This window comes from Nocardia stercoris, assembly GCF_003696265.1.
In the GTDB taxonomy this organism is placed as follows: domain Bacteria; phylum Actinomycetota; class Actinomycetes; order Mycobacteriales; family Mycobacteriaceae; genus Nocardia; species Nocardia stercoris.
Map to the genome: position 1 here is coordinate 232,239 of NZ_RFFH01000001.1, position 26,521 is coordinate 258,759.

The window sequence follows — 26,521 nt, forward strand, 5'->3', positions numbered from 1 at the left end:
CGCACCGCGTTTCGGGGCTTGCGGGGCCTAGCGTCGACGGCGTGACGAAAATCCTCGACAGCTTCGACGATGTGACCGTGGTGATCCCGTGTCGCGACGAGGCCGGCGCGTTGCCGGGTGTTCTCGCCGCCATCCCACCGGGATACCGCGCGCTCGTCGTCGACAACGGATCCACCGACGGAACCGCCGACGTCGCCCGAGCCGGGGGCGCGACCGTGATCAGTCAGGACGAGCCGGGCTACGGCGCCACCGTGCAGGCGGGCATCGCCGCCGCCGGGACGCCGGTCGTCGCCGTACTGGACGGTGACGGCTCGATGGACCCCGGCGCGCTCCCGGAACTGGTCGAATTGCTACGCGCCGGAGCGGATCTGGTGGTCGGCAGACGCCGACCGGCCGAGCGCGGCGTGTGGCCCTGGCACGCCCGCGCCGGAAACTACCTGGTCGCACGGCGACTGCGGCGCCGATACGGGCTGCCGGTCCACGATATCGGCGCCCTGCGAGTCGCGTCGCGGGCGTCGCTGCTGGCACTCGGGCCGCTGCACCGGCGCTCCGGCTACCCGCTCGAACTCTTGGTGGCGGCGAGCCGCGCGGGCTGGCGGGTCGTCGAACGCGATATCGAATACCGGCCGAGAACCCATGGCCGGTCCAAGGTTTCGGGCTCGGTACTCGGCACTTTCCGAGCCGTCCGGGACTTCCTGGCGGTGCTGCGATGAGTGAGCGAATCGTGCGGCAGCGAGGTGCGGGCACGGCGGAGCCGAGCGCCGGCGAGGTGCGGCCATGAGTGCGACCGTACTGGTGCTCGCCAAGGCGCCGATCCCCGGATTCGCCAAAACCCGGCTCACCCCGCCACTGACACCGGTCGAGGCGGCCGCGGTGGCCGCGGCCGCGCTGCTCGACACCCTGGACGCCGTGCTCCGCGCGCGCGTCGCGCACCGCATGGTGGCCTGGACCGGGGACCTCGACCGCGCCCACGACGCGGCCGAATTGGCCGCGCTGCTGGCCCGATTCGACGTCGTCGCCCAGCGCGGCGCGACCTTCGGCGAGCGCCTGGCCAATGCCCACGCCGACGCCGCCCGCGCCGGACATCCCGTACTGCAGATCGGCATGGACACCCCGCAGGCGGACCCGGACCTGCTCACCAGCGCCGCCGCCGCGGTCGCCGCCGGTGACGACGTCCACCTCGGCCCCGCCCGCGACGGCGGCTGGTGGGCACTCGGCCTGCCCTCACCCCAGGCCGCCCGCCTGCTCGTCGACGTCCCGATGTCTACCGACCGAACTGGCGAGCTGACCCGAGAAGCCTTGCGGCGCTGCCACTATCGAGTGCGCGACCTGCCGGAACTGCGCGATGTCGACTACCTCGACGACGCCTTCGCGGTCGCGGGGCAATGCACCGGCCGGTTCGCGCGGCTGGTCGGCGAACTGCGCGACCGAACGGCGGCCATACGGTGACGACGATCGAATCGCGCAGTCGGCGCCACTCCGATCCGCTGCCGCGGACTTCCGGTCGGCCGGGTGTCGGACATGATCGGCCGACCCGTGCGCTGTCGACAGTCAGCGTCCGCCAGATCACCGAATTCTCCTGTGCTGGAATCCTTTCCGAGGGCATACCGGACTCGGACGGCGCTGCCCGGCCGCACCGGGCTACCGGGGTCGGACTCGCGTGCGGGCGGCCCTCGAACCGTCCGGCGTGCGCCTGGATCTCGACTTGCGCTACGTCAGCGGCAGTGTCGGCTGGGCCGGGGTCGCGGGCATGGCACCGCTTGCGTCGGCGGGTGGTGCCGTCATGAGTGCCCGGGGGCCCGAAGTCGCTGCCCGCGTGGGTATTCCGCTCGGCATCGCGATCACACTGTGCTTCGGCACCGGCCTGATCTCCCACTGGATCCAACATCCGCCGGGCTGGTTCTACTGGCCCGCGCATCCGGCGTGGGAATACCGGCTCACCCAGGGCACCCATGTGGTGTCCGGGGTCGTCGCGATTCCGCTACTGCTGGTGAAGCTGTGGGCCGTGTACCCGCGGTTGTTCCGCAGGCCGCTGATCGGTGATCCGTTGCGGATCGTCGAACGCGGATCGATCGCCCTGCTGGTCGGTTCGGTGATCTTCCAGCTGGCGACCGGACTGTTCAATATCGCCCAGTTCTATGCCTGGACGTTCTTCTTCACCACCACGCACTACGCGATGGCGTACGTGGCCTTCGGCTCGCTCGCGGTCCATCTCGCGGTGAAGCTGCCGGTCGTGCGGGCTGCCCTGAGCCGGCCGCTCGAGCAACCGGGCACCGGTCGCGGCCTCCCCCGGCGGGCGGTGCTGACCGCGGCCGGGCTCTCGGCGGGCGTCGCGGGAGTGATGGTGGTGGGACAGTCGGTGCCCTGGTTGCGCCCGTTGTCGCTGCTGGCCCCGCGGTCGGGCAGCGGCCCGCAGGGCGTGCCGGTCAACCGTTCCGCCGCGGCCGCCGGGGTGACCACGACCGCCCTCGATCCGGGGTACCGGCTGACCGTGGTCGTCGGTGATCGCCAACGCGCCTTCACCCGAGCCGAACTCGAGCAGCTGCCGCAGGCCGCCGCCGAGCTGCCGATGGCGTGCGTCGAAGGCTGGAGTGTTTCGGCCCGCTGGACCGGTGTCCCATTGCGTGATTTGCTCGCCGCCGTCGGCGACTATCGCGGTGGCGACGTGGCTTTCGTATCCCTGGACGGCGGCCTCTACGGCCGTTCGGTGCTACCGCACCGGCACGTGATCGACGCGTCCACCCTGGTCGCTCTCGGGCTCGGCGGCGCGGACCTCGACCTGGACCACGGCTATCCGGCGCGGCTGATCGCGCCGAACCGGCCCGGTGTCCTACAGACCAAGTGGCTCTCCCGAATCGAGGTCCTGCCGTGATCGCGCTGCGAATGCTGTTGATAGCAGGCGGAATCTGGCTCGCCTGGCACGGGATCTCGCTGCTGCTGCACGACGACCCGGCGGACCTGAAATCGATCGCGTTCTGGTTCGTGGGCGGAATCCTGGTGCACGACGCGCTGTTCGCGCCGCTGTGCGCGGCGGCGGGAGTCGGCGCCCGGCGACTGCTGCCGCGGTCGTGGTGGGCGCCGGTGGCGTGCGGCGCGGTCTGCACGGTGGTGCTCGCGGTGCTGGCGGTGCCGGTGATCGGCCGCCGGAACGCCGTGCCGGACAACCCCTCGGTTCTCGACCGGAACTACGCGGCGGGCCTGGTCGTCGCGCTCGCCGTCGTCTGGATCCTGGTGGCGCTGGTCCTGTTACAGCCCCTGCTCCGGCTCGATCGCCTCAAACGCTTTGCGGCACTTCGGCGCAAGCCATAACACGCGCGAAGGCCCGCTGATCGCGACGATCAGCGGGCCTTCGCTGCTGTCGAACCTCAGGGCAGCGGCGGAACCGCGCCGTCCTCGCCGACGAAGTCGACCGAGCTGTACTCGCGCAGCTTGGTCAGCCGGTGGTAGGCGTCGATCATGCGGACCGTGCCCGACTTCGACCGCATCACGATCGACTGGGTGGACGCGCCACCGGAGAAGTAGCGCACACCGCGCAGCAGGTCGCCGTCGGTGACACCGGTCGCCACGAAGAAGACGTTCTCACCCGACACCAGGTCCTCGGTCTCGAGGATCCGGTCCAGGTCGTGACCGGCGTCGATCGCCTTCTGGCGCTCCTCGTCGTCCTTCGGGGCCAGCTTGCCCTGCAGCGCGCCGCCCATGCAGCGCATGGCGGCGGCCGCGATGATGCCCTCGGGGGTACCACCGATACCGATCAGCATGTCGACACCGGAGTCGGGGCGGGCGGTGGCGATGGCGCCGGCGACGTCACCGTCGGAGATCAGGCGGATGCGGGCGCCGGCGTCGCGGACCTCCTGGATGTGCCGGGCGTGCCGCGGCCGGTCCAGCACACACACGGTCAGGTCGGAGACGTGCGAGCGCTTGGCGTGCGCGACCCGGCGCAGGTTCTCCGCGATCGGCACGGACAGGTCGATGACGTCGGCGGCCTCCGGGCCGACCGCGATCTTCTCCATGTAGAACACGGCCGACGGGTCGAACATCGCACCGCGCTCGGCGACCGCCAGCACGGAGATCGCGCCCGGGGAGCCCTTCGACATCAGGGTGGTGCCGTCGATCGGGTCGACCGCGAAGTCGACCTCGGGACCGGAGCCGTCGCCCACCGCCTCGCCGTTGTACAGCATGGGCGCCTCGTCCTTCTCGCCCTCACCGATCACGACGATGCCCCGCATCGACACCGAGGCCACCAGCTGGCGCATGGCGTCCACGGCGGCGCCGTCGCCGCCTTCCTTGTCGCCGCGGCCGACCCAGCGGCCGGCCGCCATGGCGCCGGCCTCGGTCACCCGGACCAACTCCAGCGCGAGGTTGCGGTCGGGAGCCTCACGGCGGCTGGTTGCGGGTGTCGTCATCGGCGGTGCCTCCTCAGGTGGCGTCAATCTGCCCGGCAATTCTCGCAGAAGGGATCCGCGCCGTGATCACCTGTCGGCGTAAGAAGGCCGTCGAACCTCCCGGCCCACCGCCGATGCTCGATCGGACCGGCGTGCCTGCCCGGTCGGTACGGCGTGGATACTGGGTGGCGTGTCGTACCAGAAACCCCGCAGCCAGCACGACTACAAGGACCTGATCTGGTCGCTGGTTCCGCTGGTCCTGATCTGCGTGGTTCTGGCCGCGGTCGCCAGCCAGTGCACGTTCTCGGCGAAAGGGCCGACGCCGGGCCGGATTCCGGACTTCGATCTGCACTCGGCCCTGGCGGACGACGCGCGCACCCTGTCGTTCCCCATCCGGGAACCGCAGCTGGCCGCGGACTGGAAGCCCAACTCGGGCAGCCGCGACACCATCACCGGTACCGGCGGCGGCCAGGTGAGCACCGTGGGATATATCACTCCGCAGGGCACCTACATGCAGCTGACCCAGTCCGACGCGACCGTGCCCGCGCTGGCCGACCACATCGTGTCGACCCGCACCCCGGGCGGTTCCCAGCAGCTCGACGGTCACGTGTGGAGCGTCTTCCATATCGAGGGCAGTGAGGCCGCGTGGATCGCCGACTTCGGCACGTCCCGCGTGCTGATCAAGGGCGCCGGCAACCAGGCGGCCTACACCGCCCTCGCTTCGGCGGTGGACGCCGCGCCCGTGCTGCCGCACTAGGCCGCTATCCGGCGTCCGCGTCGCGGTTCGCCAGCGCGTTCTCGACCCGCAGCCGGGCACCGGCCAGATGTTCCTCGCAGCGGTTGGCCAGCGCCTCGCCACGCTCCCAGAGCGCGAGCGAATCGTCGAGGTCCATGCCGCCCTGCTCGAGCATCTTCACCACGTTGACCAGCTCGTCGCGGGCCCGTTCGTAGCCGAACGTGGCGATCTCGGCCTGCTCGCTCTCGGTCATCGGGGTACCTCCTTGGTGGTGGGAGTGAGGATCTGGCTGCCGAGCGCGGCGGCGGACACGGCGCCGTCGGCGACTCGGATCCGCAGCTGGCTGCCCGGCGGGGCGTCGGCCACCGCGTGCACGACGTGGCGTTCGGGGCCGGTGACCCGCTGCACCACGGCATAGCCGCGAGCCAGGGTCGCCGCCGGGCCGACCGCGGTGAGTTTGTCGCGCAGGTGTGTGACGCCGGTGGTCTGCGTGGACAGTGTGTGCTGGACCGCGCGGCGGGCCGCGGTCCGCAGCCGCTCCACCTCGTCGACGCGCTGGGTGAGCGCCCGCAGCGGATCGGCCAGAACCGGCCGCGACCGCAACTGCTGCAGCGCGCGGGACTCCCGCTGCACCCAGCCGCGCAGCGCGGCGGCCGCCCGCTCCCGCAGGTCTGCGACCGCCGCGAGTTCGGCCGTGGCGTCGGGCACGATCCGTTTGGCGGCGTCGGTCGGGGTGGCGGCGCGCAGGTCCGCGACATAGTCCGAGAGCGGGTTGTCCGGTTCGTGGCCGATCGCGCTCACGATCGGGGTGGTCGCGGCAACGATTGCGCGGCACAGGGTTTCGTCGGAGAACGCCAGCAGATCTTCCACACTGCCGCCGCCGCGGGCCAACACGATCACGTCGACCTCGGGGTCGCGATCGAGTTCGGTCAGCGCCTCGAGGATCTGGGGGACCGCCGTCGGGCCCTGCACCGCGGTATTGCGGACCTCGAAACGTACTGCGGGCCAACGTTGCCGGGCCACCGACAGCACATCGTGCTCGGCGGCGCTGGCTCGGCCGGTGATCAGCCCGACCGTGCGGGGCAGGAAGGGAATCGGCCGTTTCAGCCGCTCGTCGAACAGGCCCTCGGCGGCCAGCAGCGCCTTGAGCCGCTCCAGCCGGGCCAGCAGCTCACCGACACCGACCGGGCGAATCTCGGTGGCGCGCAAGGAAATCGTGCCGCGACCGGTGAAATAGGAGAGCTTGCCGTGCACCACGACCCGGCTGCCCTCGGTCAACGGCACCGGCGACTGTCGGATCAGTTCGGGCGCGCAGGTCACCGACAGCGACATGTCCGCGGCCGGATCACGCAGCACCAGGAAAGCCGTACGCGCACCGGGCCGCACGCTGATCTGGGTGACCTGCCCCTCGACCCACACCGCGCCCAGCCGCTCGATCCACTGCGCGACCTTGATCGCGACGGTACGGACCGGCCACGGCTCCTCCGCGGAACTCGGCTGCCGCACGCCTGAATCGGTAGTCACCCACCGATTGTGTCAGTGCCCCCCGACAGGTACCGCCGCCGCGCCGTCCGGGGCGGGCCCCGCACCCGAAATACGCACGGCCGGTGCCCGAATCGGGACACCGGCCCAGCGGCGAGGTGCTACTTCGCCGCCTGCACGGTGGCGATGCGGTTGGTGAGCATCGTCACGAACGCGGCGCGGGTGAAGGTCCGCTGCTCGAACTCCAGGAGCTCGGCGAGCTCCTCCTCGGTCAGCCGGCGCAGGCGAGCGCGCAGCTGGGCGATCGACATGTTGGCGTAGTCGAGCCGGGTCGCGACCTCGGGCTCGAACGCACCCGCCGGCTCGGTGGCTGCCGGTTCGACCTCGGCGTCAGCTTCCTCGGCGGCTTCGGCGGCGGCCTGGGCGCCCGCGGCGGCCTCGGCGATCGCCTCCGCCGCGGCGACCACCTCGACCTCGGTGACCGTCGCGGCGATCTCGGTCGCCGCCTCCGCGGCCGGCTCCTCGACCGTCGCGGTGGACACGACCTCGTCCACATCGACGCTGGTGTACACGTCGAAGGTGGACGAGGTGGTGTCGTCCTGGTCGAAGGTGGCCCAGTCGGGCTGCTCGACCGCGGGCGACGTCCAGCGGTCCAGCACGCTGTCGCCGCGCAGGGCGAGACTGGTGACGAACTGCTGCGCGTGCATGGTCGTCTGGAGCAGCTGGCTGATCGCGGTGATCGGGAAATGCAGCGCGCGGCCGGGCAAGCGGCGAGTTTCCTCGATTGCGAAAACACACGCCCCGGCGGCAACCCGGGCGAGGTACGGAGGTCGAAGCATAGTCATAGCTTTGCCCGAAACCGCACGTATTGCAAAGGGGAGCGGAAACCGTTCATGTTCGGCTGCCGGTGAGTCGCTTCGCCACCGCACGTAAGCTGAGGTCATGTCCTCGGCTATCCCCTTGAACGTCGGAATTGCCCGGTCGACCGGCGCGGGTGCGGCCGGTTCGGCGAAGCGGGTGCTGCTCGCCGAACCGCGCGGTTATTGCGCGGGTGTGGATCGGGCGGTCGAAACGGTCGAACGCACCTTGGAAATGCACGGTGCGCCGATCTACGTCCGTAAGGAGATCGTCCACAACCGGTATGTCGTGGAGACGCTCACCGCGAAAGGTGTTGTCTTCGTGGACCGCACCGACGAGGTGCCCGAAGGCGCCATTGTCGTGTTCTCCGCTCACGGCGTGTCGCCGACGGTGCACGAGGAGGCCGCGGCGCGGAACCTGCACGCCATCGACGCCACCTGCCCGCTGGTCACGAAGGTGCACCAGGAGGCCAAGCGGTTCGCGCGCGACGACTACGACATCCTGCTGATCGGCCACGAGGGCCACGAGGAGGTCGAGGGCACCGCGGGTGAGGCACCCGACCACATCCAGCTGGTCGACGGCCCGGAATCTGTTGCGGCGGTCACAGTTCGCGACGAGAACAAGGTGATCTGGCTCTCCCAGACCACGCTCTCGGTCGACGAGACGATGGAGACCGTGCAGCAATTGCGTCAGCGTTTCCCGAATCTGCAGGATCCGCCGAGCGACGACATCTGCTACGCCACCTCGAACCGGCAGACCGCGGTGAAGGCCATGGCCCCCGAATGCGATCTGGTGATCGTGGTCGGCTCGGGCAATTCGTCCAATTCCAAGCGTCTGGTCGAGGTGGCGCTGGGTGCCGGTGCCGGTGCCTCGTATCTGGTCGACTTCGCGCGCGAGGTGGACCCGGCCTGGTTCGAGGGCGTCACCACCATCGGCGTGACCTCCGGTGCCTCGGTCCCCGAGATCCTGGTCCGTGGCGTGCTCGACCTGCTCGCCGAGCACGGTTACGGCGAAGTGCAGCCGGTCACCACCGCCAACGAGACCCTGGTCTTCGCGTTGCCGCGCGAACTGCGGACAAGCCCGCGCCGCTAGCGGAATCCCCTCCGCTACCGCTGGAGCCTTGCGAGCTCTAGCGGTAGCGGACGTTCGGCTGCGGGTGCGGTGGCAGGTCGTCGGGGTAGCTCGTACGCGAATGCGCGGGCGCGGCGGCCTCGACCGGCGTAGCGGTGCGCGGGTACGAGGTCTTGACGTTCATCCGGGGACGCTCCCCACCGGACGGCCGCTCCGGCGTGTGCCGGGACTGACGCTGCGGCGGTGCCTCCCGATCCGCGGCCGGGTTCGGACGGCGGCGAGCCGGGGTGTCGGTGCCGGCGCGACCCGTGCTGCTCTCGGTGCGGCGCGACCGGCCGGACGCGGACCGCGCGGACGAGGCCGTCGAGCGGGCGGTGCCGGTGCGGCTGCCACCGGTCCGGGTCGACGCGGGTCGGCGCGCGGTACCGCTCTGGCCGGCCGCCGAGCGGTGCAGTACCAGCCGGGCGAGACCGATCGCCAGCGCGAGCAGCGTGGCCAGCGCCATCTGCGGGAACCGGTTCACCAGCGGAACGGCCAGGTTGAGCACGATGTCCTTGGCGGCGGTCGAGGTGTGTCCGAGCAGGATCTGGTACGCGAGCGGAACGGTGACGAACAGCAGCAGCGGCGGGGTGACCATGGTGGTGAACAGTCCGCGGTACCGCACCACGAGCGGCGCGAGTCCGCAGCCGAGCAGGTAGAAACCGTCGAACACAGTGGTCAGCTCGCGGGAGCTGCCGCTGACGTCGACCGTGAAGCCGATCAGAGCGCACACCACCGCGACCGCCACGGCGCCGCCGGCGGGAAGCCCGGGGACGGTGGGGATGATCGATTGGTGCGATGCGGGTACGTCGGATCGCACACGTTGGGTAGCTGCCACGTACAGCACAGTAATCGCCGTAGCCCGGCCATGTATCGAGGCCGGGCTTATGAATGAGTCACTTCTGTGGTGTCGACGACACTCGCGGCCCGTGGCCGGGACTCGATCCGGCGGACCTCGGGCACCTCGTTCTCGCCGATCTGCAGCTCGTGCAGCCGTCGGGCGGTGACCAGGATGCGGGACTCGACCGTGCCGACGGTTTGGTTGAAAGCGTCCACGGCCTTCCCTAATTGGGCACCTACCCGGTCCAGGTGCGTGGCCGCGGTACCGAGCCGGGTGTACAACTCGCGGCCCAGTTGCTGCACGGTGGCCATATCCCGGGACATGGCTTCCTGGCGCCAGGTGAGTGCCACGGTGCGCAGCAATGCGATCAGCGTTGTCGGAGTTGCGATAATCACATTTCGCCCGAAGGCGTATTCGAGCAATCCGATATCGGCGGTGAGCGCGGCGTCGAGCACCGGGTCGCCGGGCAGGAACAGCACCACGAATTCCGGTGCCGGATCGAAAGCCTCCCAATACGCCTTGGCGGCGAGCTGGTCGACGTGCGCGCGCAGCTGCTTGGCGTGGGTAGCGAGCAGCTCGACCCGGTGCCGCGGCTCGGTCTCCTCGGTGGCGTCGAGATAGGCGGTGAGCGGGACCTTCGCGTCGACCACGATCTGGCGGCCCCCGGCCAGCCGCACCACCAGATCGGGCCGCACCACGCCGTTCGGGCCGGTGCGGGTGACCTGGGTGTCGAAATCGCAGTGCCGCTGCATCCCGGCCAGTTCCACGACCCGTTCCAGTTGCAGCTCGCCCCAGCGGCCGCGCACCTGCGGCGCGCGCAACGCCGAGACGAGGTGGCCGGTCTGCGTGGACAACTGGTGCGAGATGCGCTGCATGCCCGCGACCTGTTCGCGCAGACCGGAATAGGCGTCGACCCGGCTGTGCTCGACCTGCTGGATCTGCTGGTTCAGCGCGCCGACCGCTTCGCGCAGCGGCTCGACCAGCGCGCCCACCGCATGCGAATTCCGCCGCGCCGCATCCTCGCTCACCGCGCTCAGCGACTGCCGCAGCAGCTGTTCGTTGTCGCGCATGGCCGACAGCCGGGCCTCCGCCGCGGCGGCCCGTTGCCCGGCCCGGGCGGAGTGGCCGAGCCAACCCAAAGCCGTTCCGGCACAGAACACCAGCAGCAGAGCGATCAGCGTCGGTGCGGTCATCACCACATCGTGCCGTATGCCACCGACAAGTTCGCAGTTCCACGGCCGACGCGCGGGTTCGGGCCGACGCGCGGAGCGGGTTCCGGACGACCGCGCGGCGCGGGATTCGAATTTGTCGGTGGCAGCCGATACGGTTCGCCCATGCGGATGCTGCACACCTCGGACTGGCACATCGGGCGCACCTTCCACGGCGTCGATCTGCTGTCCGACCAGGCTCGTTCGCTCGAATCGATCGCCGCGGTGGTGGCCGCCGAGCGGGTCGACGTGGTGTTGCTGGCCGGTGACGTCTACGACCGATCCATCCCGAGTGCCGACGCGATCGCGGTGTGCAACCGCGGTTTCGAGGCAATCCGCGCGGCCGGCGCCACCATCGTGGCCACCTCCGGCAACCACGACTCGCCGACCCGGTTGGGGGCGCTGGGCAGTTTCGCCGCGGCCGGCGGGCTGCATCTGCGCACGTCCGTCGCCGAACTGGACCGGCCGGTGCTGCTCGCCGACGAACACGGTGAGATCGCGATCTACGGCCTGCCCTATCTGGAGCCCGAGATCACCCGCGTGGAACTCGGTGTGCCGCAAGCTCGTTCGCACGCCGAGATCCTCGATGCCGCGATGGGCCGCGTCCGCGCCGACCTGCTGCGCCGTGGTTCGCCGCGATCGGTGGTGCTGGCGCACGCGTTCGTGGTCGGCGGTGAGCAGACCGGTTCGGAACGCTCGATCTCCGTCGGCGGGGTGCAGACCGTGCCGCTGTCGGCGTTCGACGGCATCGATTACGTGGCGCTGGGCCACCTGCACTCGCCGCAGACCCTGTCGGAGGCGGTGCGGTACTCGGGTTCCCCGCTGCCGTACTCGTTCGCCGAGCGCTCGCATCGCAAGGCGGTGTGGGTTCTCGACATCACCGCGGACGGCCTCGGCCCGGTGGTCCGCCACGAACTGCCGCAGGTGCGCGGGCTCACCCAGCTCACCGGCGATCTCGACGACCTGCTCGCCGACGCGGCGCACGCGGCGGCCGAATCCGACTATGTCTCGGCCACACTCACCGACCATGCCCGCCCGGTCGACGCGCTGCGCCGCCTGCGCACACGCTTCCCGCACGCGGTGCACGTGGAATGGGCTCGGCCACAAGGGAACCCCGAGCTGCACTATCGCGAGCGGGTGCGGGGGCGGCGGGACGCGGAGATCGCACACGGCTTCCTGTGCGACGTGCGGGGGGAGCCGACGCCTGCCGAGATGCAGTGGATGGAACGCGCTCTCGCGGCCGCCACCGCCGATCGGGAGCAGGTCGCCGGGGGACGGGAGCTCGAGGTCGAGTCCGATCTGATGGTGGAGCGGTCGGCATGAGGACCGTGAGTGGGGCGGCCGGGTGCCAGGCCGCGCGGTCGGTGGCGGATGTTCGCAGGGGGACGGGCGCAGGCCCGAGTTCGCGGCGGAGCGCTGTATGAGGACCGTGAGTGTGGTGGCCGCCGACATGGGTCACGCGGTCGGTGGCGGAGGCCTGGAGGGCGACGCATGAGCGGGGCGGAAGCCGTGACCGCTGGTGGTTGTGGCCGAAAGCTCTTTCGGCGCACCGTGATCGAGGACGGGGGCCGGGCGTGAGGCTGCATCGGCTGGAGATGACCGCCTTCGGGCCGTTCGCGCAGACCGCGGTCGTCGACTTCGACGCGCTGGGGGCCGACGGGTTGTTCCTGCTGCACGGACATACCGGCGCCGGGAAGACGACCGTGCTGGACGCGGTCGCGTTCGCGCTCTACGGGCGGGTGCCGGGTGCGCGAAACGAGAGCAAGCGGCTGCACTCCGATCACGCGGATCCGCAGACCGCGCCGCGGGTTTCGCTGGAGGCGACGATCGGCGGCCGCCGGCTGCGGTTGATCCGGTCCCCGGAGTTCCAGCGGCCCAAGAAGCGCGGCGACGGGTGGCGCACCGAGAACGCCTCCGCCACTTTGGAATGGCTGGACGTGACCGCCTCCGGAGGTGTTCGCGGCCAGCACCTGTCGCGTATCCCCGATATCGGCGACGAGATCGTCCGGCTGCTCGGCATGAGCGCCGAACAGTTCTTCCAGGTCGTGCTGCTGCCGCAGGGCGACTTCGCCCGATTCCTGCGCTCGGACAACGAAGGTCGCGAGGAGCTGCTCGAAAAGCTCTTCGACACCGAACGTTTCGGTACCGCCGAACGCTGGCTCGACGATCGGCGCAAGGCCGGCGCTGCCGAACTCGACGCGGCCCAGTCCGGCATCGAGCGCCTGATCTCCCTGGCCGGTGCCGCCGCCGGCCGGTCCGCCGCCGAATCCGTCGAACCGGCCGACGCCGTCGCCTGGTCCGAGCAACTGCTCGAAACAGTACGTGCCACGGCCGCAGCAACTTTCGCCGAACTGCAGCGCAGCCGCGCCGAGGCCGACCAGGCAATGGCCGCCGCCGCCACCGAACGGCGCCGCCACGACCTCCGCCGCCGCGCCGCCGCCGCACGCAGCAGTCTCGCCGACCTTGCCGCCACCGCCCCACACCGCGCGACCCTGCAAGCCGACCTCGACCGCGCCCGCCGCGCCGAACCGGTCGCCACCGCCCTGGCCGACGCCCGCACCGCCGCCACCGCGTGGCGCCGCCGCGGCGAGGCGACCACGACCATCGCCACCCGCCTGGCCGAACGGCTGCTGGACGCGGCTTCGGCCGAACTCCCGGGCACCTATTGGGCGGCAACGGATCTCGCGGCAGCAGAACTGTCCGGGACACCGGCCGGGGAATCCCTGTCCCGCATCGCGCGCATCGATTCGGACGACGCTGAGGCGGAGCACTCGGCTTCGACGGCGGTGCAAGCGGCACCGGCACCACGGGGACCGGTCCCTCCGGCCGTCCCGCCCGCGCAGCCCAGGCGCAGGCCCGCCGCTGAGCGCACCACGGCCGCAACAGATTCGCACGGCGCGCGGAAGAAGCCCCGCGCCGGGGCAGCCCGGCCCGCGGCAGCAGACATGTTCGCCGCGGAGGGATTGTGGGCCGACGGACTATGGGCCGACGATGCGGCGCCCACCAGTAGCGATGCGGCGGAACCGAATTCGGGCGCGGACCTTCCTGCTGGCGCGGCGGAGTCTTCGGCCGAAGTGAGTTTATGGGCGGCGGTACAGGATTCGGATGCGGAGCTGCCTCGTGCCGCGGCCGACTCCACAGCCGATCAAGGACTGTGGGCGGCGGAATCGGATTCGGGCGCGGAGCTTTCTCGTGCTGCGGCGGTCTCCTCGGCCGATGGGGCACCCGCCACTAGCGATGCGGCGGAACCGGATTCGGACGTGGCGCGTCCTGGTGCACTGGCGGATTCCTCGGCCGGTGTGGGGTTGTGGGCGGCGGAACCGGATTCGGATGCGGAGCTTTCTCGTGCCGCGGCGGTCTCCTCGGCCGATGGGGCACCCGCCACTAGCGATGCGGCGGAACCGGATTCGGACGTGGCGCTGCCTGGTGCACTGGCGGATTCCTCGGCCGGTGTGGGGTTGTGGGCGGCGGAACCGGATTCGGGCGCGGAGCTTTCTCGTGTCGTGGCGGACTCCTCGGCTGATGAGGGGTTGTGGGCGGCGGACGAGTTGTGGGCGGCGCAGGGCGGTTCGGATGCCGGGGCAGTCCAGGGCTCGGAATCGGCCACCGTCGGGCGGTCGGGTTCGGCCGTGGTGGCCGAGCCGGGGCTGGAGACGGCGATCCGGTTGTGGACGGCGCAGATCGGCTCGCTGGACGGGATGCGGTCGGAGGCGGCGGATGCCGACCGGCTGGGGCGGGAATCCGCTCGGCTGCACAGCGAATTGGCGGGCCTGACCGAGAAGATGCGGGTCGCTACCGGACAGCGGATGGAGTTGCCCGAGGCGCTACGGATCGCGGAACTCGAGCATCGCCGGGCCACCGAGGCGGCGGCGGCGGTGCCGGGCCTGCAAGCCGAGTGGGAGCGGCTGACCGCAGCCACCGCCGCGGCCACCGAGCTGGTCGGCTGCCGAGCGGAATCCGCCCGTGCCACAGCGGAATTCGAGACCGCACGAGCCGCGCACACGGATGCGCGGGAACACACGCTCGACGTCCGGGAGCGGCGGCTGGCGGGCATGGCGGCCGAACTGGCCGGCGGGCTGACCGACGGCACGCCGTGCCTGGTGTGCGGGTCGGCCGAACATCCCGCGCCGGCGCTGCCCACGTCTGCCGCCGTGTCGCGGGCCGACGAGGATCAGGCGGTCGCCGCCGAACGCGTCGCCGAAGGGCGGCGGGACCGAGCCCTGCAGCGGTGCACCGAATTGCAGCGCCGGATCGAGGTACTCGTCGAGCGCGGCGGTGACGGCGATCCCGCCGAACTGGCGGCGGCACTGCGCGCTGCCGCGCAACAGCGGGACGACGCGGGCCGGGAAGCCGCCCGAGAGGGCGACCTGACCGTGCGGCTGACCCGGCTCCGCAGCGACGAAACCCGCCTCCAGGAGGAGCTGCAGGACCTCGAAGGCCGGATCGCCGCCGCCCGCCAGGGCATCGCGGCCGCCGACGAACGCCTCACCGAACTCACCACCCGCCTCCAGCGCGCCGCCGGCGCCGACAGCAGCGTCGATCGGCGCCGCGATCGACTGACCGCCCTGATCGCCGACGCCACCGCACTGCGCACCGCCCGTGCGGACAAGAGCGCAGCCCTCGAACACGTCCTCGCATTGGCCGTGAACGTCGAACAACACGCGGCCGCAGCAGGATTGGCGCTGGACGCGGCCGCCGACGATACCGCCGCGCGCGGCCGTGACGCGGCAGCTGATCTCGCATCGAACCCACCCGGATCGGCTGTAGCGGGTTCGGAAGCGGGCGCGGCGGCACCGGCCCCGACAGTGCTCAGGACCGGGCCCGATGGCGAGCCGGATTTCGCGCGCTTGGCGGCCCTCGCGAAGGTCGTCGACGCGGCGACTCGTACCGCCGCGCAGCAGGCGGCGATCGAGGCCGAGCTGGTCGAAGCCGATCGTGCTCGGGCCCATGCCGAGACCGTGCTGGCCGATCCGGATATCCAGGAACTGGCCGAGATCGAGCCGGGCGACCCGGACCTTGCCGAGGCGGCTGCGGCGGCCGCGCGAACCCGGCAGGACGCGGCGGTCGCGGCGCATGCCGACGCGGAGCGGCGCCTGCGCGAGCTGTCGGACCTCAGCAGCCAGTTGTGGGCGGCGGTGGACCGGATCGCGCCGGTGCGGGCGGCGCACGAGGAGCTGGCCGGGCTCGCCCAGGTGGTGGCCGGGCGGGGCGAGAACAATCGCCGGATGTCGTTGCGCTCCTACGTGCTTGCGGCCCGACTGGAGGAGGTTGCGGTAGCGGGCTCCGCGCGCCTGCGCCGAATGTCCGGTGGCCGATACGAATTCGTTCACACCGACGCCGCCGGCCGACACGGCCGCCGCGGCGGCCTCGGACTCGACGTGCGCGACGACTACACCGGTGCCGTGCGGCCCGCCAAAACCCTCTCCGGCGGTGAGACGTTCATGGCCTCCCTGGCCCTCGCTCTCGGCCTGGCCGACGTGGTGGCGGCCGAATCGGGCGGCATGGTCCTCGACACCCTGTTCATCGACGAAGGTTTCGGCAGCCTCGACTCCGACACCCTGGACGCCGTCATGGGCGTCCTGGACGAATTGCGTTCCGGTGGAAGGGTCGTCGGCGTGGTCAGCCACGTGGACGAAATGCGCCAGCGCATCCCCAGCCGCCTGCACGTCATCCGCGACTCAGCCGGCTCCCGCTTGCAGGCCACTACGGCCTGACCGCGGCCCTGCCGCAGTCAGTGCCACGGTGACGCGAGCACATCCCTGGGCGGCATGTCATCCGTGACCCAGCCAGCTCCCGCTTGCACGTCACCACGGCCTGACGACAGCAGTGCCACAGACACCGGTCCGCTGGTGACGGCAAATTTCCGCGACCGCTCACAGTCGCCCTCGATTTCGAGATGCATGGCGGGACAGCGGGTTCCGGGTTCAGTTCGCCGCCGCGATGCGCGGGCGGGCGAGCCGTGCGGCCGGGGCGGCCCGTTCCGAGAGAGCCCGTTTCCACAGGTGCATCGACAGGTACGAGCGCCACGGTGACCACCGCGCGGTGTCGTTGAGGTCGATGCCGAAGCGGGTGGCGCCGTGGCGGACCACCAGGTCGGTGTGCAGGAGGGTGTCCGGGTCGGCGACCAGGCGCATGCTGACGTAGTCGGCGGTCCAGGGGCCGACACCGTCCAGGGACAGGAGGTCGCGGCGGAGGTCGGCGATGGTGCGGCCGGCGTGCAGCTGCAGGTCGCCGGAGGCCAAGGCGCAGGCGGCGGCGACGATCGCGGCGGTGCGGCGGGCGGGGCCGGTGAGGACCTCGTGGCCGCGTTCGGCGATGGTGGCGGGGCTCGGGAACAGGTAGCGGACCGGGCCGGTGACCGGCTCACCGAGGGACTCCACCAGCCGGGTGGTGTGCGTGACCGCAGCGGGCACCGAGATCTGCTGGCCGATCATGGTGCGCAGCAACAGTTCCGGGCCGTCGACGCTGCCGGGGACCCGGATGCCGGGACTGAAGCCGACTCGGCCGGCGCGCAGTCCCTCGTCGATGCCGACCGGGTCGGCGTCGAGGTCGAGCAGGTGTCGCAGGCGCGCGACCGTCGGCGCCAGATCGCGCATGTCGTTGAGCAGCAACCCGGCTCGCACGAAACCGGCGTCGAAGGCGAGCCGGACCGTGGCGTGACCGTGCGGCGTGCGCAGCGCGCGGGTGTAGGTGCCGTCCTCGAACTGTTCCATGCCGGGTACGGCGTGTGCGGACAGAAACCATTCCAGCCAGCCCCGGTCCATGGGCTCGCGGAACGGAAGCCGCAGGGTGAGTGTGCCGTTGGTCGGCGGCAGGGTGTCGCCGCGCAGCCGCCGTGCCTCGTCGCGCAGCGTGGTCGGGCTGACCGCGAACACCTCGCGCACGGTGTCGTTGAACTGGCGGATGCTGGCGAATCCGGCCGCGAACGCGATGTCCGACATCGGCATCCGGGTGGTCTGGATGAGCAGCCGCGCGGTGTGCGCGCGGTGCGCGCGGGCCAGGGCCAGCGGCCCGGCCCCGAGTTCACTGGACAGCACGCGGGTGAGCTGCCGCTGGGAGTAGCCGAGCGCACCGGCCAGACCGGGGACCCCGCCGCGTTCGACGACGCCGTCGGCGATCAGCCGCATCGCCCGCGCGGCCAGATCGGCGCGGGTGTTCCACAGCGGCGAGCCGGGTGCGGCGTCGGGCAGGCAGCGCCGGCAGGCCCGGAAGCCGTTCTGCTGGGCCGCGGCCGCGGTGGGCAGGAAGGTGACGTTCGCCCGCTTGGGTGTGATCGCCGGACAGGAAGGGCGGCAATAGATCCCGGTGGACCGCACGGCGGTGACGAATTGCCCGTCGAAGCGGGAGTCGCGGGACGCGACTGCCCGGTAGCAGCGCTCGAAGTCGATATCGTTCGAACTCACGCAATCCACCATGTCAGCCCCCGGCCCCCGGTGCTAGCGGAAATTGGACACCGCGCGATGTTCGCGGCGGATTCGATGTTTACCCGGCCCCGAACCGGTGAACCGGCCTGCTCCGATTCAGCAGCAGCGGGTCTTGGGATCCCGTTCCGACGCGGCGTGCCGCTCGCGCCAGTACTCCCGTTCCGACAGTGCCGGCCGCCCCGGATGGTTGCGCCGCATATGGTCGAGATATCGCGTGTAATCTTCGCCCCCCAAGATCGCGTTGAGATACCGGACCACCGACCGCACCCCCCGCAGCGCGGCCCCGGCGGGCCCGCGCTGCGGGATCGATGCGGCCGGCCCGGTCATTCGACTGCCACCTTGCCGGCTGCCGCCGGCACCAGCGCATCCCACTCGCGCTGCACTTCCCGCTCCGCGGCCGTGGGCACGAAACCCTTGGGCGCGAACAACTTCGACGGTACCTCCGGCGTCTCGGTGGTGTCGCCCCCACCACCGCGCAGCGCCCGGATACAGACCACCACACCCATCAGCGCCACGATCAGCACCAGCACCGCGAACACGATCGACAGCGTCCCCTGGATGAAGGTGTTGCGCACCAGCTTGTCCATATCGGACACACTGGTCGCGCCCGGGACGAGTTTCTCGTGCGCCCGGGCATCGGAATAGATCCGGTGCTGCGTCCAGTAACCGATGTTCTTGTCGCCGGAGAAGATCTTCTGCCAGGACGCGGTCATGGTGACCACCAGATCCCAGATCAACGGCAGCGCCGGGATCCAGGCCCACTTGACCAGGCCCTTCTTCACCACGATCACCAGCACCACGGTCAGCGCGATCGCCGCCAGCAGCTGGTTGGCGATCCCGAACAGCGGGTACAGGGTCCAGATGCCGCCCTTGGGGTCGGTGACACCCATGAGCAGCACCGAACCCCAGGCCGCCACCACGATCGCCGAGCACAGCCATGCGCCGGGCCGCCAGGACGGATCCTTGAACTTCCGCATCGGGCCGCCGACATTACCCAGCGAATCCGACAGCATGAACCGGGCCACCCGGGTGCCGGCGTCGATCGTGGTGAGGATGAACAGCGCCTCGAACATGATCGCGAAGTGGTACCAGAACGACTTGAAACCGCTGCCGCCCAAGAACTTCTGCAGCACCTCCGACATGCCGACCGCCAGGGTCGGCGCGCCACCGGTCTTGGACAGCAGCGACGGCTCACCCACGTCGTGGGCCTGCTGGATCAGCTGGGCGCCGGTGATCGGGTCGCCGCCCAGGCCCATGCCGTTGACCTTCGTGGCCGCGGCGTCGGCGGTGGCCTGCGCGATCTGCGCCGCGGTGGCGCCGGTGGGCAGCCCGGCCGGCGGCGTGGCCAGCCCGGCGGTGTTCATCGCGAAGTAGAGGTGCTGGTCGAGGATGCTCGCGGCGATCATGGCCATGACCGCGACGAAGGACTCCATCAGCATGCCGCCGTAGCCGATCATGCGGGCCTGCGACTGCTTGGCCAGCAGTTTCGGTGTGGTCCCCGACGACACCAGCGCGTGGAATCCGGACAGCGCACCGCAGGCGATGGTGATGAACAGGAACGGGAACAGGCTGCCCGGGAACGCGGGGCCGTGCGAATTGTGCGCGAACTGCGAGACCGCGGGCGCCTTCAGCGCCGGCAGCGTGATCACGATGCCGACCGCGAGCAGCGTGATGGTGCCGATCTTCATGAAGGTCGACAGATAGTCGCGCGGGGCGAGCAGCAGCCACACCGGCAGCACCGAGGCGATGAAGCCGTAGACGATCAGCATCCAGGCGACCGTGCTGCCCGAGAGGGTGAACCAGTCACGGCCCCAACCGGATTCGGACACCCAGCGGCCCGCCACGGTGACGAACATGAGCAGCACGAAACCCATGATCGACACCTCGCCGACCTTGCCCGGCCGGATGTAGCGCAGGTAGAGGCCCATGAGCAGGGCGATCGGGATGGTCATCGAGATCGAGAACACGCCCCACGGGCTGCCGCCGACCAGATGACCGGCCTTGTCCGGAGTGGCGGCCAGTGCGTTGACCACCACGATGCCGAGCACGGCCAGCAGGATCACCATGATCACCAGCACGCCCAGCAGCGCGGCGACACCGCCGACCACACCCATCTCGTCGCGCGCCATCTGTCCCAGACTGCGGCCGCGCCGGCGGGTGGACGCCCACAACACCAGATAGTCCTGCACACCGCCCGCGAGCACCACGCCGAAGACGATCCACAGCGTGCCCGGCAGATACCCCATCTGGGCCGCCAGCACCGGGCCGACCAGCGGACCGGCGCCGGCGATCGCGGCGAAATGGTGGCCGAACAGGACCCGCCGGTCCATCGGCATGTAGTCGGTGCCGTTCTCCAGTTCCTCGGCGGGCGTGGCGATGTCGTCGCGCGGCTTGGCGATCTTGAATTCGATCAGCCGGGCATAGAACTGGTAGGCCAGGATGTAGGTGGCCACGGCGGCCAGCACGATCCAGACCGCGTTCACGTGCTCGCCGCGCGAGACGGCCAGCACCGCCCACGCCGCCGCGCCGGCGATCGCGAGTGCGGCGAACACACCCTTCTTGCCGAGGGACAGCCCGGAGCGGTCCACGACGCCGACCGGTGGGAGATCAGGGTCGGTTTTCAGATATTCGACTGTCGTCATGAACGCTCCGTACGGTTCCGCGGGTCGGTCGGTCTGATGGTCGCATGCCTGTCTGACACCTGCCGCCCGAACGGGGCGGGACCGGCTCGTTCAGTGCGGTCAGTTCTCGCCGTCACCTCGCGAATGCCAGGACGGGTCGGCGTGCAGCGCCGCCTCGTGCGCCATCGCCAGCTGCTCCCGCGACTTCATGGTGTCGGGATGATCCGGGCCCAGCAGCCGGGTCCGGTCCGCGACCGAGCGGGTCAGCGCGTCGACCGCCGCCACCGGCCGGCCCACCTCGAAGTAGGCGCAGCCCAGATTGTTGCGGGCGGTCAGGGTGGTGGGATGGTCGGCGCCGAGCACCCGCACCCGATGCTCGAGTTCCGCGGCATACAGATCGACCGCGTCGGCGTGCCGGCCGGCGTCGGAGTAGGCGAACGCCAGGCTGATTCGCGCGTGCGCGGTGATCGGATGATCCGGGCCCAGGGTGCGCTCACCGCCGGCGAACGCCCGCTGGTAGAGCTCGATCGCGTCGTCCAGCTGTCCCGCCGCCTCGCGGTCGGAGCCGAGCCGGGTCATGGCGTCGAGAGTATCGGGGTGGTCGGGTCCGACGGTGCGTTCCCGCGCGGCCAGCAGCCGTTCGTCGAGCCGGGTCGCGGCCTCGGTTTCGCCCGCCTCCCGCAACGCGATCGCCAGGCAGTCACCGGTGATCAAGGTGTGCGGATGGTCGGGGCCCAGGACCCGGTCGCTGTCGGCGAGGGTGCGGCGGTAGAGCTCCATCGCCTCCTCGGCGCGATCCGCGGCCCGATAGGTGACGGCCAGATTGTGCCGCGCCGACAGCGTGTTCTTGTCGTCGGCGCCCAGCACGCGCTCGGTGTCGGCGAGCGTGCGCTCGGCCAGATCCACCGCCTCCGGCAACCGCCCCGCCGCACGATAGGCCCCCGCGAGATTGCCGCGGAACACGAGCGTGTCGAGATCGTCTGCGCCGAGCGCGGTTTCGCTGTCGGTCAGCACCCGCTCGTAGAGATCGATCGCCGCCACCAACTGCCCGGCCTCCCGATAACAGCGAGCGAGATGACCGGCGGAGACGAGAGTGTCGCGATGCAACGGACCCAGCGTTCGCTCGCGATCCGCCACCAGCTGCTCATAGAGCGCGATGACCTCGGCTTGGCGGTCGGTGGGGGAGTCGGTGTTGCGGGCGTCGACCTGTTCGAGTTCGTCGGTGTCAGCGTCGGAATCGGTGGCGGCCTCGGTGTCTGGGGTGGTGGTGGCTGTCTCGGGATCCGTCGGGGCGGTGGTGGCCGTTTCTTCGGCGTCCGTCGGGGCGGCGGAGGTGGCTGTCTCAGCTTCCGTCAGCGCGGTGTCGGCGGATGTCTCGGCACCTGTCACTGTGGTGTCACCGACTGCGTCGGGTTCCCCGGCGGCATTCGGGGCGGCGACGTCCGCGATCGCCTCGGAACCTGTCTCCGTGGCGGTTTCGGAACTGTCGGCGACCTTCTCCAGAACGGGGTCCGATGTGGCGGCTGCTGGGAGACGCTGGATCGGGACGGTCGTGGTAGGTGTATCGCTTACGGGTGCAACGCTTTCGGTCGCGGGCGGTGCGGCATCGGGCCGACTGTCGACAACTTCCGCGGACTCGGCGGCCGCCGCATCGTCCGATTCGGTGATACCGCCGCGACTGTTCGGCTCGGCCTCGACGTCGGGGCCCTCCAGGGCGGATTCCTTTGTGCCGCTGCCGCCCGCGCTGCGGTCGCCCGCGTCACCGCCGATAGCGCTGTCGCTCCGGCTGCCCGGCTCCGTCTCGGCGGTCGGCGCAATCCGCGTCTCTTCTGCGGCGGATTCGGTTGTGCCGCTGCCACTGTCACGATCGCTGTCTGCCTCCGCCGCGACCAGCGTCAGTCGGATGGTGTGTGCCGTGGCCCCTTCCGGGGCTCCGTGCGGCCCGGTGACCCAGAACTGTGGTCGCCCGCCGTCGAGTCCGATCGTCACCTGCACCGTGAGTTCGACCTCGCGGGTGGCGAAGGTTCCGGCCGGCGAACTCGTCTCCCGGGCCAGCGCGGCCAGCACGCTGGCCAGTAGCATCGCATTGTCCGGCCGATTGCCGTTGTCGGACATTGGGATTCCCCTTGCTCATCGCAGCCTGCCCCTGCTCGGCGGCCCCTGGACGATGGTAACTGTTCCACTGCCGGAGACCGGGCGCTCGACGGGAACCTGTGGGCCACAAGGGATTGAGGGCGGATCGGGGGCTTTGCGGGAGAGTCCGGCAGGAGCGCACGATCATCGGCCCGAATCGGCAAGATGTGCGCGCACGTGCCGAACACTGTGCGGTCGTTCGAGATCGCCGCTGCCCGCGTCAAGGGTTTCGACCAATCTCCATCAAACGATTGTTGGAGAGCATTTCGCCAGGTTATGGTTCCGCCCATGCCCGGCACCAAGCAATCCTCCCCGGTTCCGGACGACAGCCGGGAACGGATCGTCGCCGCAGCCACCATGCTCTTCGCGGAGCACGGCTACGACGGCACCTCGATCCGCCAGATCGCGAATCAGGTCGGGCTGAACGTCGCCACCGTCGCCTACCACGTGGGGTCCAAGGCCGAGCTCTACCAGGAGGTCATGCGCCGGGCCTTCGCCGTCGAGGCGCAGCACCTGACCCGCGCCCTCGCGCTGTTTCTCGCCTCGGCCGCGACGGATGCCGCCGGGGCGGTGCGCACGTTGATCGGTGCCTACCTCGACTTCTGCCTCGCGCACACCCACATCCCGGCCCTGTGGATGCGTCGTTGGCTGTCGGACGCGGCGGAGGTGATCGGCCCGGAAGCCGACTACGCCAAACCTCAGATCGACACGGTGCGGCAGGCGGTCCGGTCCGCGTTGCCGGAGGTCGCCGAGCGCGCCGACCTCGAGCTGACAGTGTGGACCGTGCTGTGGATGACGCACGGGTTCTGCTGTTCCGGCGTCATCGACGCGGACGGAATCCGCCGCGGCCCCGCCGATCCCGCGGCGGTGGCCCGGTTCCGCGCCCACCTCGAAGGTCTCGTGCTGCGCGAGCTGGGTCTCGGCGGTGCGCGGTGAGCGAGCGGACCGCCACCACGGCCGCGGGCGACACGCCGGCGCCGACGCGCGCGCGGCTGCTGAGCTACGGGGTCGGCTCGGTCGGCACCGGCATCTTCTCGACGGTCCCCGGACTGCTGTTGCTCTACTACATGACCGACACCCTGGCCGTACCCGCCGGCGCCGCCGGTCTGGTGGTGACGCTGCCCAAGGCGTGGGACGCGATCTTCAACCCGTATGTCGGCGCGGCCAGCGACCGGGAGGCCGTGCGTACCGGGCGCCGCAGCCGGCTGCTGCTGGTCGGCGCCGTGCTGTTGCCGGTGACGTTCGCCGCCATGTTCCTCTCGCCCGCAACGGGTTCCGGTGCGGTCGTCTGGATCTCCGTCGCATTCGTCCTGGCCGCCAGCACTTTCGCGATCTTCCAGGTGCCGTATGTGGCGCTGCCGACCGAGATGTCCCCGAATCCTGTGGTACGGACCCGGATCATGAGCTGGCGGATCATCAGCCTGACCGTCGGCATCCTGGTGGCGGGCGGTCTCGCCCCGGCCGTGGTCTCGCTCGGCGGCAAGGGCCGCGCCGGCTACGCGTTGATGGGCCTGGTGGTCGGTGCGGTGCTGCTGGTCGTGCTGACCGTGGCCGCGCGGGGCACCCGATGGGTGGTGTCCCGGCCTGGGCCGGAACAGCTTTCGCTGCCCGCCGCGTTCCGGGCCGCCCGCGGCAATCGTGCCTTCTTCGCCCTGCTGGCCGCGTTCGTGCTCCAGGCCGCGGGCACCGCGGTCATGCTCGCCGCCGCGCCCTACGTGGCGACGTACCGTCTCGACGACTATGGCCTGACCTCGGTGCTGTTCGTGTGCCTGGTCGCGCCGAGCGCCGTGGCGGTTCCGCTGTGGAGCAAGGCCGCGCACCGGTTCGGGCGGTTGCGTTGCCTGCTTTTCGCGACGCTCGGCTACGCGGTCGGGTCGGTGGCGCTGCTGCCGGTGTCGGCGGCCGGGAACGTACCCGGCACGCTGGCGCTGTGCGCGCTGCTCGGGGTCTGTTACGCGGCGCTGCAACTACTTCCGCTGTCGCTGCTGCCGGACACGGTGGTGGCCGACACCGATCGCACCGGCCATACCCAGTCCGGCGCGTTCACCGGGTTGTGGACGGCCGGCGAGACCGCGGGCCTGGCGCTCGGTCCCGGCGCGTACGCCGTGGGTCTGGCCGCGACCGGTTTCGTGTCGTCCACCTTCGACCACCCGGTAGCTCAGACCGCGCTCGCGCGTACCGGCCTGCTGCTCGGATTCAGTCTCGTCCCGGCGGCGCTGCTGCTCGCGTCGCTGCCCGCCCTGTTCGCCTACGGGCGCCGCCGAAAGGAATCCTGCCGATGATGCCCGAGACCGGACGCGCTGTCGCCGAACTGCTTTCGGAGCTGGATCGGCTCAAGGCAGCCGACCTGCCCACCCGCGGCGAGAACGTCACCGCCTACATCTACGACTCCGGCCGCCCCGAGGTGCGCGAGGCGGCCGAGCGCGCCTACCTGGCAATGCTGGAGATCAACAGCCTGGATCCGACCGCGTTCCCGAGCACGGTGGCGCTGGAGCGGTCCGTGGTCGCGACCGTGGCCGCGCGGCTCGGTGGTGACGCGGCGACGCCGGGAATCTTCACCAGCGGTGGTACCGAGTCGATCATGTTGGCGGTCAAGGCCGCTCGCGACGCCCGGCCCGATATCGCGGTGCCGCGCATGGTCGTTCCGGTCACCGCGCATGCCGCATTCCACAAGGCGGGCGCCTACCTGCGGGTCGCGGTCGACTCGATTCCCGTGGACCCCACTACTTTTCGTGCCGATCCACCGGCAATGGCCACCGCTTGCACGCCGGACACGATTCTGGTCGTCGCCTCCGCACCTTCCTACGCGCACGGTGTGGTGGACCCGGTGCCGGAGATCGCGGCACTGGCCGCCGAACGTGACATCCCGTGCCACGTCGACGCCTGTGTGGGCGGCTGGCTGCTGCCCTGGCTGGCCGACGCGGGTGCGGAGATCCCCGCCTTCGACCTGTCCGTCCCGGGCGTCACCTCGATCTCGTGTGACCTGCACAAGTTCGGGTACGCGCCGAAGGGCGCCTCGGTCGTGCTCTTCCGCGACGCGGCGCTGCGCATGCGCGCGTACTACGCGTGCGCCGGATGGCCGGGCTACCCGGTCGTGAACACCACCGTGCAGAGCAGCAAGGGTGCGGGCCCGCTCGCCGGAGCCTGGGCGACGCTGCAGGCACTCGGTGCCGAGGGCTACCGCGAGCTGGGCCGGGAGGCGCTGGCCGCGACCCGGCGGCTGGTCGCCGGCATCGCGGAGATCGACGGCCTCGAGGTCCTCGGCACGCCGCAGGCCACGCTGGTGGCCATCGGTTCCACGACCCTGGACCTGTTCGCGCTCGCCGACCACTCGCGCAGCCTCGGCTTCTTCCTGCAGCCGCAGATGGCGGTCGACGGCCTGCCCGCGAGCGTGCACGTGACGCTGACCGGGGTCAGCGCGCGGGGTGTGGACCGCATGCTGACCGTGCTGGCCGAGGCCGCCGACAAGGTCCGGGACGCGGGCCCGGCCGTGCCGTCGGCCGAACTGGTGGCGCTGGTCGGCCGACTCGATCTGGCGGGCCTGGACGACCCGACCTTCGCGTCCCTGCTGCCCGCCGTGGGCTGGGACCCGACGGCGACCGGGGATCCGGCGATGGCCGCGATCAACAACCTGCTCAACGCATTACCGCCGCGCGAACGGGAACTGATCATCAAGCGGTTCATGTCCGTGCTCTACAGCCCGCATCTCGACGCCTGAGCAGCCAC

At 70.8% G+C, this 26,521-nt stretch carries 21 protein-coding genes; 11 read left to right on the plus strand and 10 right to left on the minus strand.

What is annotated here, in order from left to right:
• Window positions 1-41 precede the first annotated feature (41 nt).
• The 4 genes from EBN03_RS00980 to EBN03_RS00995 all read left to right on the plus strand — a co-directional run bounded on the left by EBN03_RS00980 (window position 42) and on the right by EBN03_RS00995 (window position 3,309).
• Window positions 42-713, plus strand: a complete 672-nt coding sequence (locus EBN03_RS00980; RefSeq protein WP_233608020.1) for a glycosyltransferase family 2 protein — start codon at window positions 42-44, stop codon at window positions 711-713.
• A gap of 64 nt (window positions 714-777) precedes the next feature.
• A complete protein-coding gene (locus EBN03_RS00985; protein ID WP_122185934.1) occupies window positions 778-1,449 on the plus strand; it encodes a TIGR04282 family arsenosugar biosynthesis glycosyltransferase in 672 nt (223 codons plus the stop codon).
• Between the two features lie 301 nt (window positions 1,450-1,750).
• Window positions 1,751-2,872, plus strand: coding sequence for a molybdopterin-dependent oxidoreductase (locus tag EBN03_RS00990; RefSeq protein ID WP_122186689.1), 1,122 nt, complete (start codon window positions 1,751-1,753; stop codon window positions 2,870-2,872).
• Entirely contained in the window at window positions 2,869-3,309 is a 441-nt protein-coding gene (locus EBN03_RS00995; RefSeq protein WP_122185935.1) for a hypothetical protein, read from the plus strand. The genes EBN03_RS00990 and EBN03_RS00995 overlap by 4 nt, the downstream gene beginning before the upstream one ends.
• A 56-nt stretch (window positions 3,310-3,365) precedes the next feature.
• Here the strand turns inward: EBN03_RS00995 and glpX are convergent, their stop codons facing one another.
• The gene (gene glpX, locus EBN03_RS01000) at window positions 3,366-4,403 is read right to left on the minus strand and encodes a class II fructose-bisphosphatase (protein WP_122185936.1); all 1,038 of its coding nucleotides are present in this window, start codon (window positions 4,401-4,403) and stop codon (window positions 3,366-3,368) included.
• Between the two features lie 169 nt (window positions 4,404-4,572).
• On the opposite strand from glpX, the gene EBN03_RS01005 reads away from it, so the two are divergent.
• Window positions 4,573-5,139 carry a DUF4245 domain-containing protein gene (locus EBN03_RS01005; protein ID WP_122185937.1) on the plus strand — a complete coding sequence of 189 codons (567 nt, stop codon included), beginning with the start codon at window positions 4,573-4,575 and terminating at the stop codon, window positions 5,137-5,139.
• 4 nt (window positions 5,140-5,143) lie between these two features.
• On the opposite strand, the gene EBN03_RS01010 is transcribed toward EBN03_RS01005, so the two are convergent.
• From EBN03_RS01010 to EBN03_RS01020, 3 genes are all read right to left on the minus strand, one after another.
• On the minus strand, window positions 5,144-5,371 hold the full coding sequence (locus tag EBN03_RS01010) for an exodeoxyribonuclease VII small subunit (protein ID WP_122185938.1): 228 nt from the start codon (window positions 5,369-5,371) through the stop codon (window positions 5,144-5,146).
• On the minus strand, window positions 5,368-6,642 hold the full coding sequence (xseA, locus tag EBN03_RS01015; protein WP_199742554.1) for an exodeoxyribonuclease VII large subunit: 1,275 nt from the start codon (window positions 6,640-6,642) through the stop codon (window positions 5,368-5,370). The genes EBN03_RS01010 and xseA overlap by 4 nt, the downstream gene beginning before the upstream one ends.
• Before the next feature lie 119 nt (window positions 6,643-6,761).
• Entirely contained in the window at window positions 6,762-7,439 is a 678-nt protein-coding gene (locus tag EBN03_RS01020) for a lipid droplet-associated protein (protein WP_122185940.1), read from the minus strand.
• Window positions 7,440-7,542: 103 nt separating this feature from the next.
• Here EBN03_RS01020 and EBN03_RS01025 point away from each other — a divergent pair, with 103 nt between their 5' ends.
• On the plus strand, window positions 7,543-8,550 hold the full coding sequence (locus EBN03_RS01025; RefSeq protein ID WP_122185941.1) for a 4-hydroxy-3-methylbut-2-enyl diphosphate reductase: 1,008 nt from the start codon (window positions 7,543-7,545) through the stop codon (window positions 8,548-8,550).
• 37 nt (window positions 8,551-8,587) lie between these two features.
• Here EBN03_RS01025 and EBN03_RS01030 read toward each other — a convergent pair whose 3' ends face one another.
• Window positions 8,588-9,406 (minus strand): DUF6542 domain-containing protein, encoded by an 819-nt coding sequence (locus EBN03_RS01030; RefSeq protein ID WP_147471423.1) that lies wholly within the window; start codon window positions 9,404-9,406, stop codon window positions 8,588-8,590.
• 47 nt (window positions 9,407-9,453) lie between these two features.
• Window positions 9,454-10,602, minus strand: coding sequence for a DNA recombination protein RmuC (locus tag EBN03_RS01035; RefSeq protein ID WP_122186690.1), 1,149 nt, complete (start codon window positions 10,600-10,602; stop codon window positions 9,454-9,456).
• A 141-nt stretch (window positions 10,603-10,743) separates the two neighbouring features.
• Here EBN03_RS01035 and EBN03_RS01040 point away from each other — a divergent pair, with 141 nt between their 5' ends.
• Window positions 10,744-11,940: a metallophosphoesterase family protein gene (locus EBN03_RS01040; protein ID WP_122185943.1), complete on the plus strand. Its 1,197-nt coding sequence runs from the start codon at window positions 10,744-10,746 to the stop codon at window positions 11,938-11,940.
• 251 nt (window positions 11,941-12,191) lie between these two features.
• The gene (locus EBN03_RS33950) at window positions 12,192-16,331 is read left to right on the plus strand and encodes an AAA family ATPase (RefSeq protein ID WP_158675503.1); all 4,140 of its coding nucleotides are present in this window, start codon (window positions 12,192-12,194) and stop codon (window positions 16,329-16,331) included.
• 210 nt (window positions 16,332-16,541) lie between these two features.
• Here EBN03_RS33950 and EBN03_RS01060 read toward each other — a convergent pair whose 3' ends face one another.
• The 4 genes from EBN03_RS01060 to EBN03_RS01075 all read right to left on the minus strand — a co-directional run bounded on the left by EBN03_RS01060 (window position 16,542) and on the right by EBN03_RS01075 (window position 22,777).
• Window positions 16,542-18,020, minus strand: coding sequence for an AlkA N-terminal domain-containing protein (locus tag EBN03_RS01060; protein ID WP_407671061.1), 1,479 nt, complete (start codon window positions 18,018-18,020; stop codon window positions 16,542-16,544).
• A gap of 117 nt (window positions 18,021-18,137) precedes the next feature.
• Window positions 18,138-18,368 carry a YbdD/YjiX family protein gene (locus EBN03_RS01065; protein ID WP_122185945.1) on the minus strand — a complete coding sequence of 77 codons (231 nt, stop codon included), beginning with the start codon at window positions 18,366-18,368 and terminating at the stop codon, window positions 18,138-18,140.
• Window positions 18,365-20,683 (minus strand): carbon starvation CstA family protein, encoded by a 2,319-nt coding sequence (locus tag EBN03_RS01070; protein WP_122185946.1) that lies wholly within the window; start codon window positions 20,681-20,683, stop codon window positions 18,365-18,367. Before EBN03_RS01070 ends, EBN03_RS01065 begins: the two co-directional genes overlap by 4 nt.
• A 99-nt stretch (window positions 20,684-20,782) precedes the next feature.
• Window positions 20,783-22,777: a tetratricopeptide repeat protein gene (locus tag EBN03_RS01075; protein WP_122185947.1), complete on the minus strand. Its 1,995-nt coding sequence runs from the start codon at window positions 22,775-22,777 to the stop codon at window positions 20,783-20,785.
• Window positions 22,778-23,083: 306 nt separating this feature from the next.
• On the opposite strand from EBN03_RS01075, the gene EBN03_RS01080 reads away from it, so the two are divergent.
• From EBN03_RS01080 to EBN03_RS01090, 3 genes are read left to right on the plus strand one after another with little or no spacing between them, the layout of a single operon-like run.
• Window positions 23,084-23,731 carry a TetR/AcrR family transcriptional regulator gene (locus tag EBN03_RS01080; protein ID WP_122186692.1) on the plus strand — a complete coding sequence of 216 codons (648 nt, stop codon included), beginning with the start codon at window positions 23,084-23,086 and terminating at the stop codon, window positions 23,729-23,731.
• Entirely contained in the window at window positions 23,728-25,077 is a 1,350-nt protein-coding gene (locus tag EBN03_RS01085) for an MFS transporter (RefSeq protein WP_122185948.1), read from the plus strand. Before EBN03_RS01080 ends, EBN03_RS01085 begins: the two co-directional genes overlap by 4 nt.
• Window positions 25,074-26,513 (plus strand): pyridoxal phosphate-dependent decarboxylase family protein, encoded by a 1,440-nt coding sequence (locus EBN03_RS01090; protein WP_122185949.1) that lies wholly within the window; start codon window positions 25,074-25,076, stop codon window positions 26,511-26,513. The genes EBN03_RS01085 and EBN03_RS01090 overlap by 4 nt, the downstream gene beginning before the upstream one ends.
• Window positions 26,514-26,521: the final 8 nt, after the last annotated feature.

What these genes read in the sequence shown, in the direction of transcription:
- EBN03_RS00985 (WP_122185934.1), top strand. Translation starts at nt 778, where the DNA reads ATGAGTGCGACCGTACTGGTGCTCGCCAAGGCGCCGATCCCCGGATTC.
- EBN03_RS00990 (WP_122186689.1), top strand. Translation starts at nt 1,751, where the DNA reads ATGGCACCGCTTGCGTCGGCGGGTGGTGCCGTCATGAGTGCCCGGGGG.
- glpX (WP_122185936.1), bottom strand. Translation starts at nt 4,403, where the DNA reads ATGACGACACCCGCAACCAGCCGCCGTGAGGCTCCCGACCGCAACCTC.
- EBN03_RS01010 (WP_122185938.1), bottom strand. Translation starts at nt 5,371, where the DNA reads ATGACCGAGAGCGAGCAGGCCGAGATCGCCACGTTCGGCTACGAACGG.
- EBN03_RS01020 (WP_122185940.1), bottom strand. Translation starts at nt 7,439, where the DNA reads ATGCTTCGACCTCCGTACCTCGCCCGGGTTGCCGCCGGGGCGTGTGTT.
- EBN03_RS01025 (WP_122185941.1), top strand. Translation starts at nt 7,543, where the DNA reads ATGTCCTCGGCTATCCCCTTGAACGTCGGAATTGCCCGGTCGACCGGC.
- EBN03_RS01035 (WP_122186690.1), bottom strand. Translation starts at nt 10,602, where the DNA reads ATGACCGCACCGACGCTGATCGCTCTGCTGCTGGTGTTCTGTGCCGGA.
- EBN03_RS01040 (WP_122185943.1), top strand. Translation starts at nt 10,744, where the DNA reads ATGCGGATGCTGCACACCTCGGACTGGCACATCGGGCGCACCTTCCAC.
- EBN03_RS01065 (WP_122185945.1), bottom strand. Translation starts at nt 18,368, where the DNA reads ATGACCGGGCCGGCCGCATCGATCCCGCAGCGCGGGCCCGCCGGGGCC.
- EBN03_RS01070 (WP_122185946.1), bottom strand. Translation starts at nt 20,683, where the DNA reads ATGACGACAGTCGAATATCTGAAAACCGACCCTGATCTCCCACCGGTC.
- EBN03_RS01075 (WP_122185947.1), bottom strand. Translation starts at nt 22,777, where the DNA reads ATGTCCGACAACGGCAATCGGCCGGACAATGCGATGCTACTGGCCAGC.
- EBN03_RS01080 (WP_122186692.1), top strand. Translation starts at nt 23,084, where the DNA reads ATGCCCGGCACCAAGCAATCCTCCCCGGTTCCGGACGACAGCCGGGAA.
- EBN03_RS01090 (WP_122185949.1), top strand. Translation starts at nt 25,074, where the DNA reads ATGATGCCCGAGACCGGACGCGCTGTCGCCGAACTGCTTTCGGAGCTG.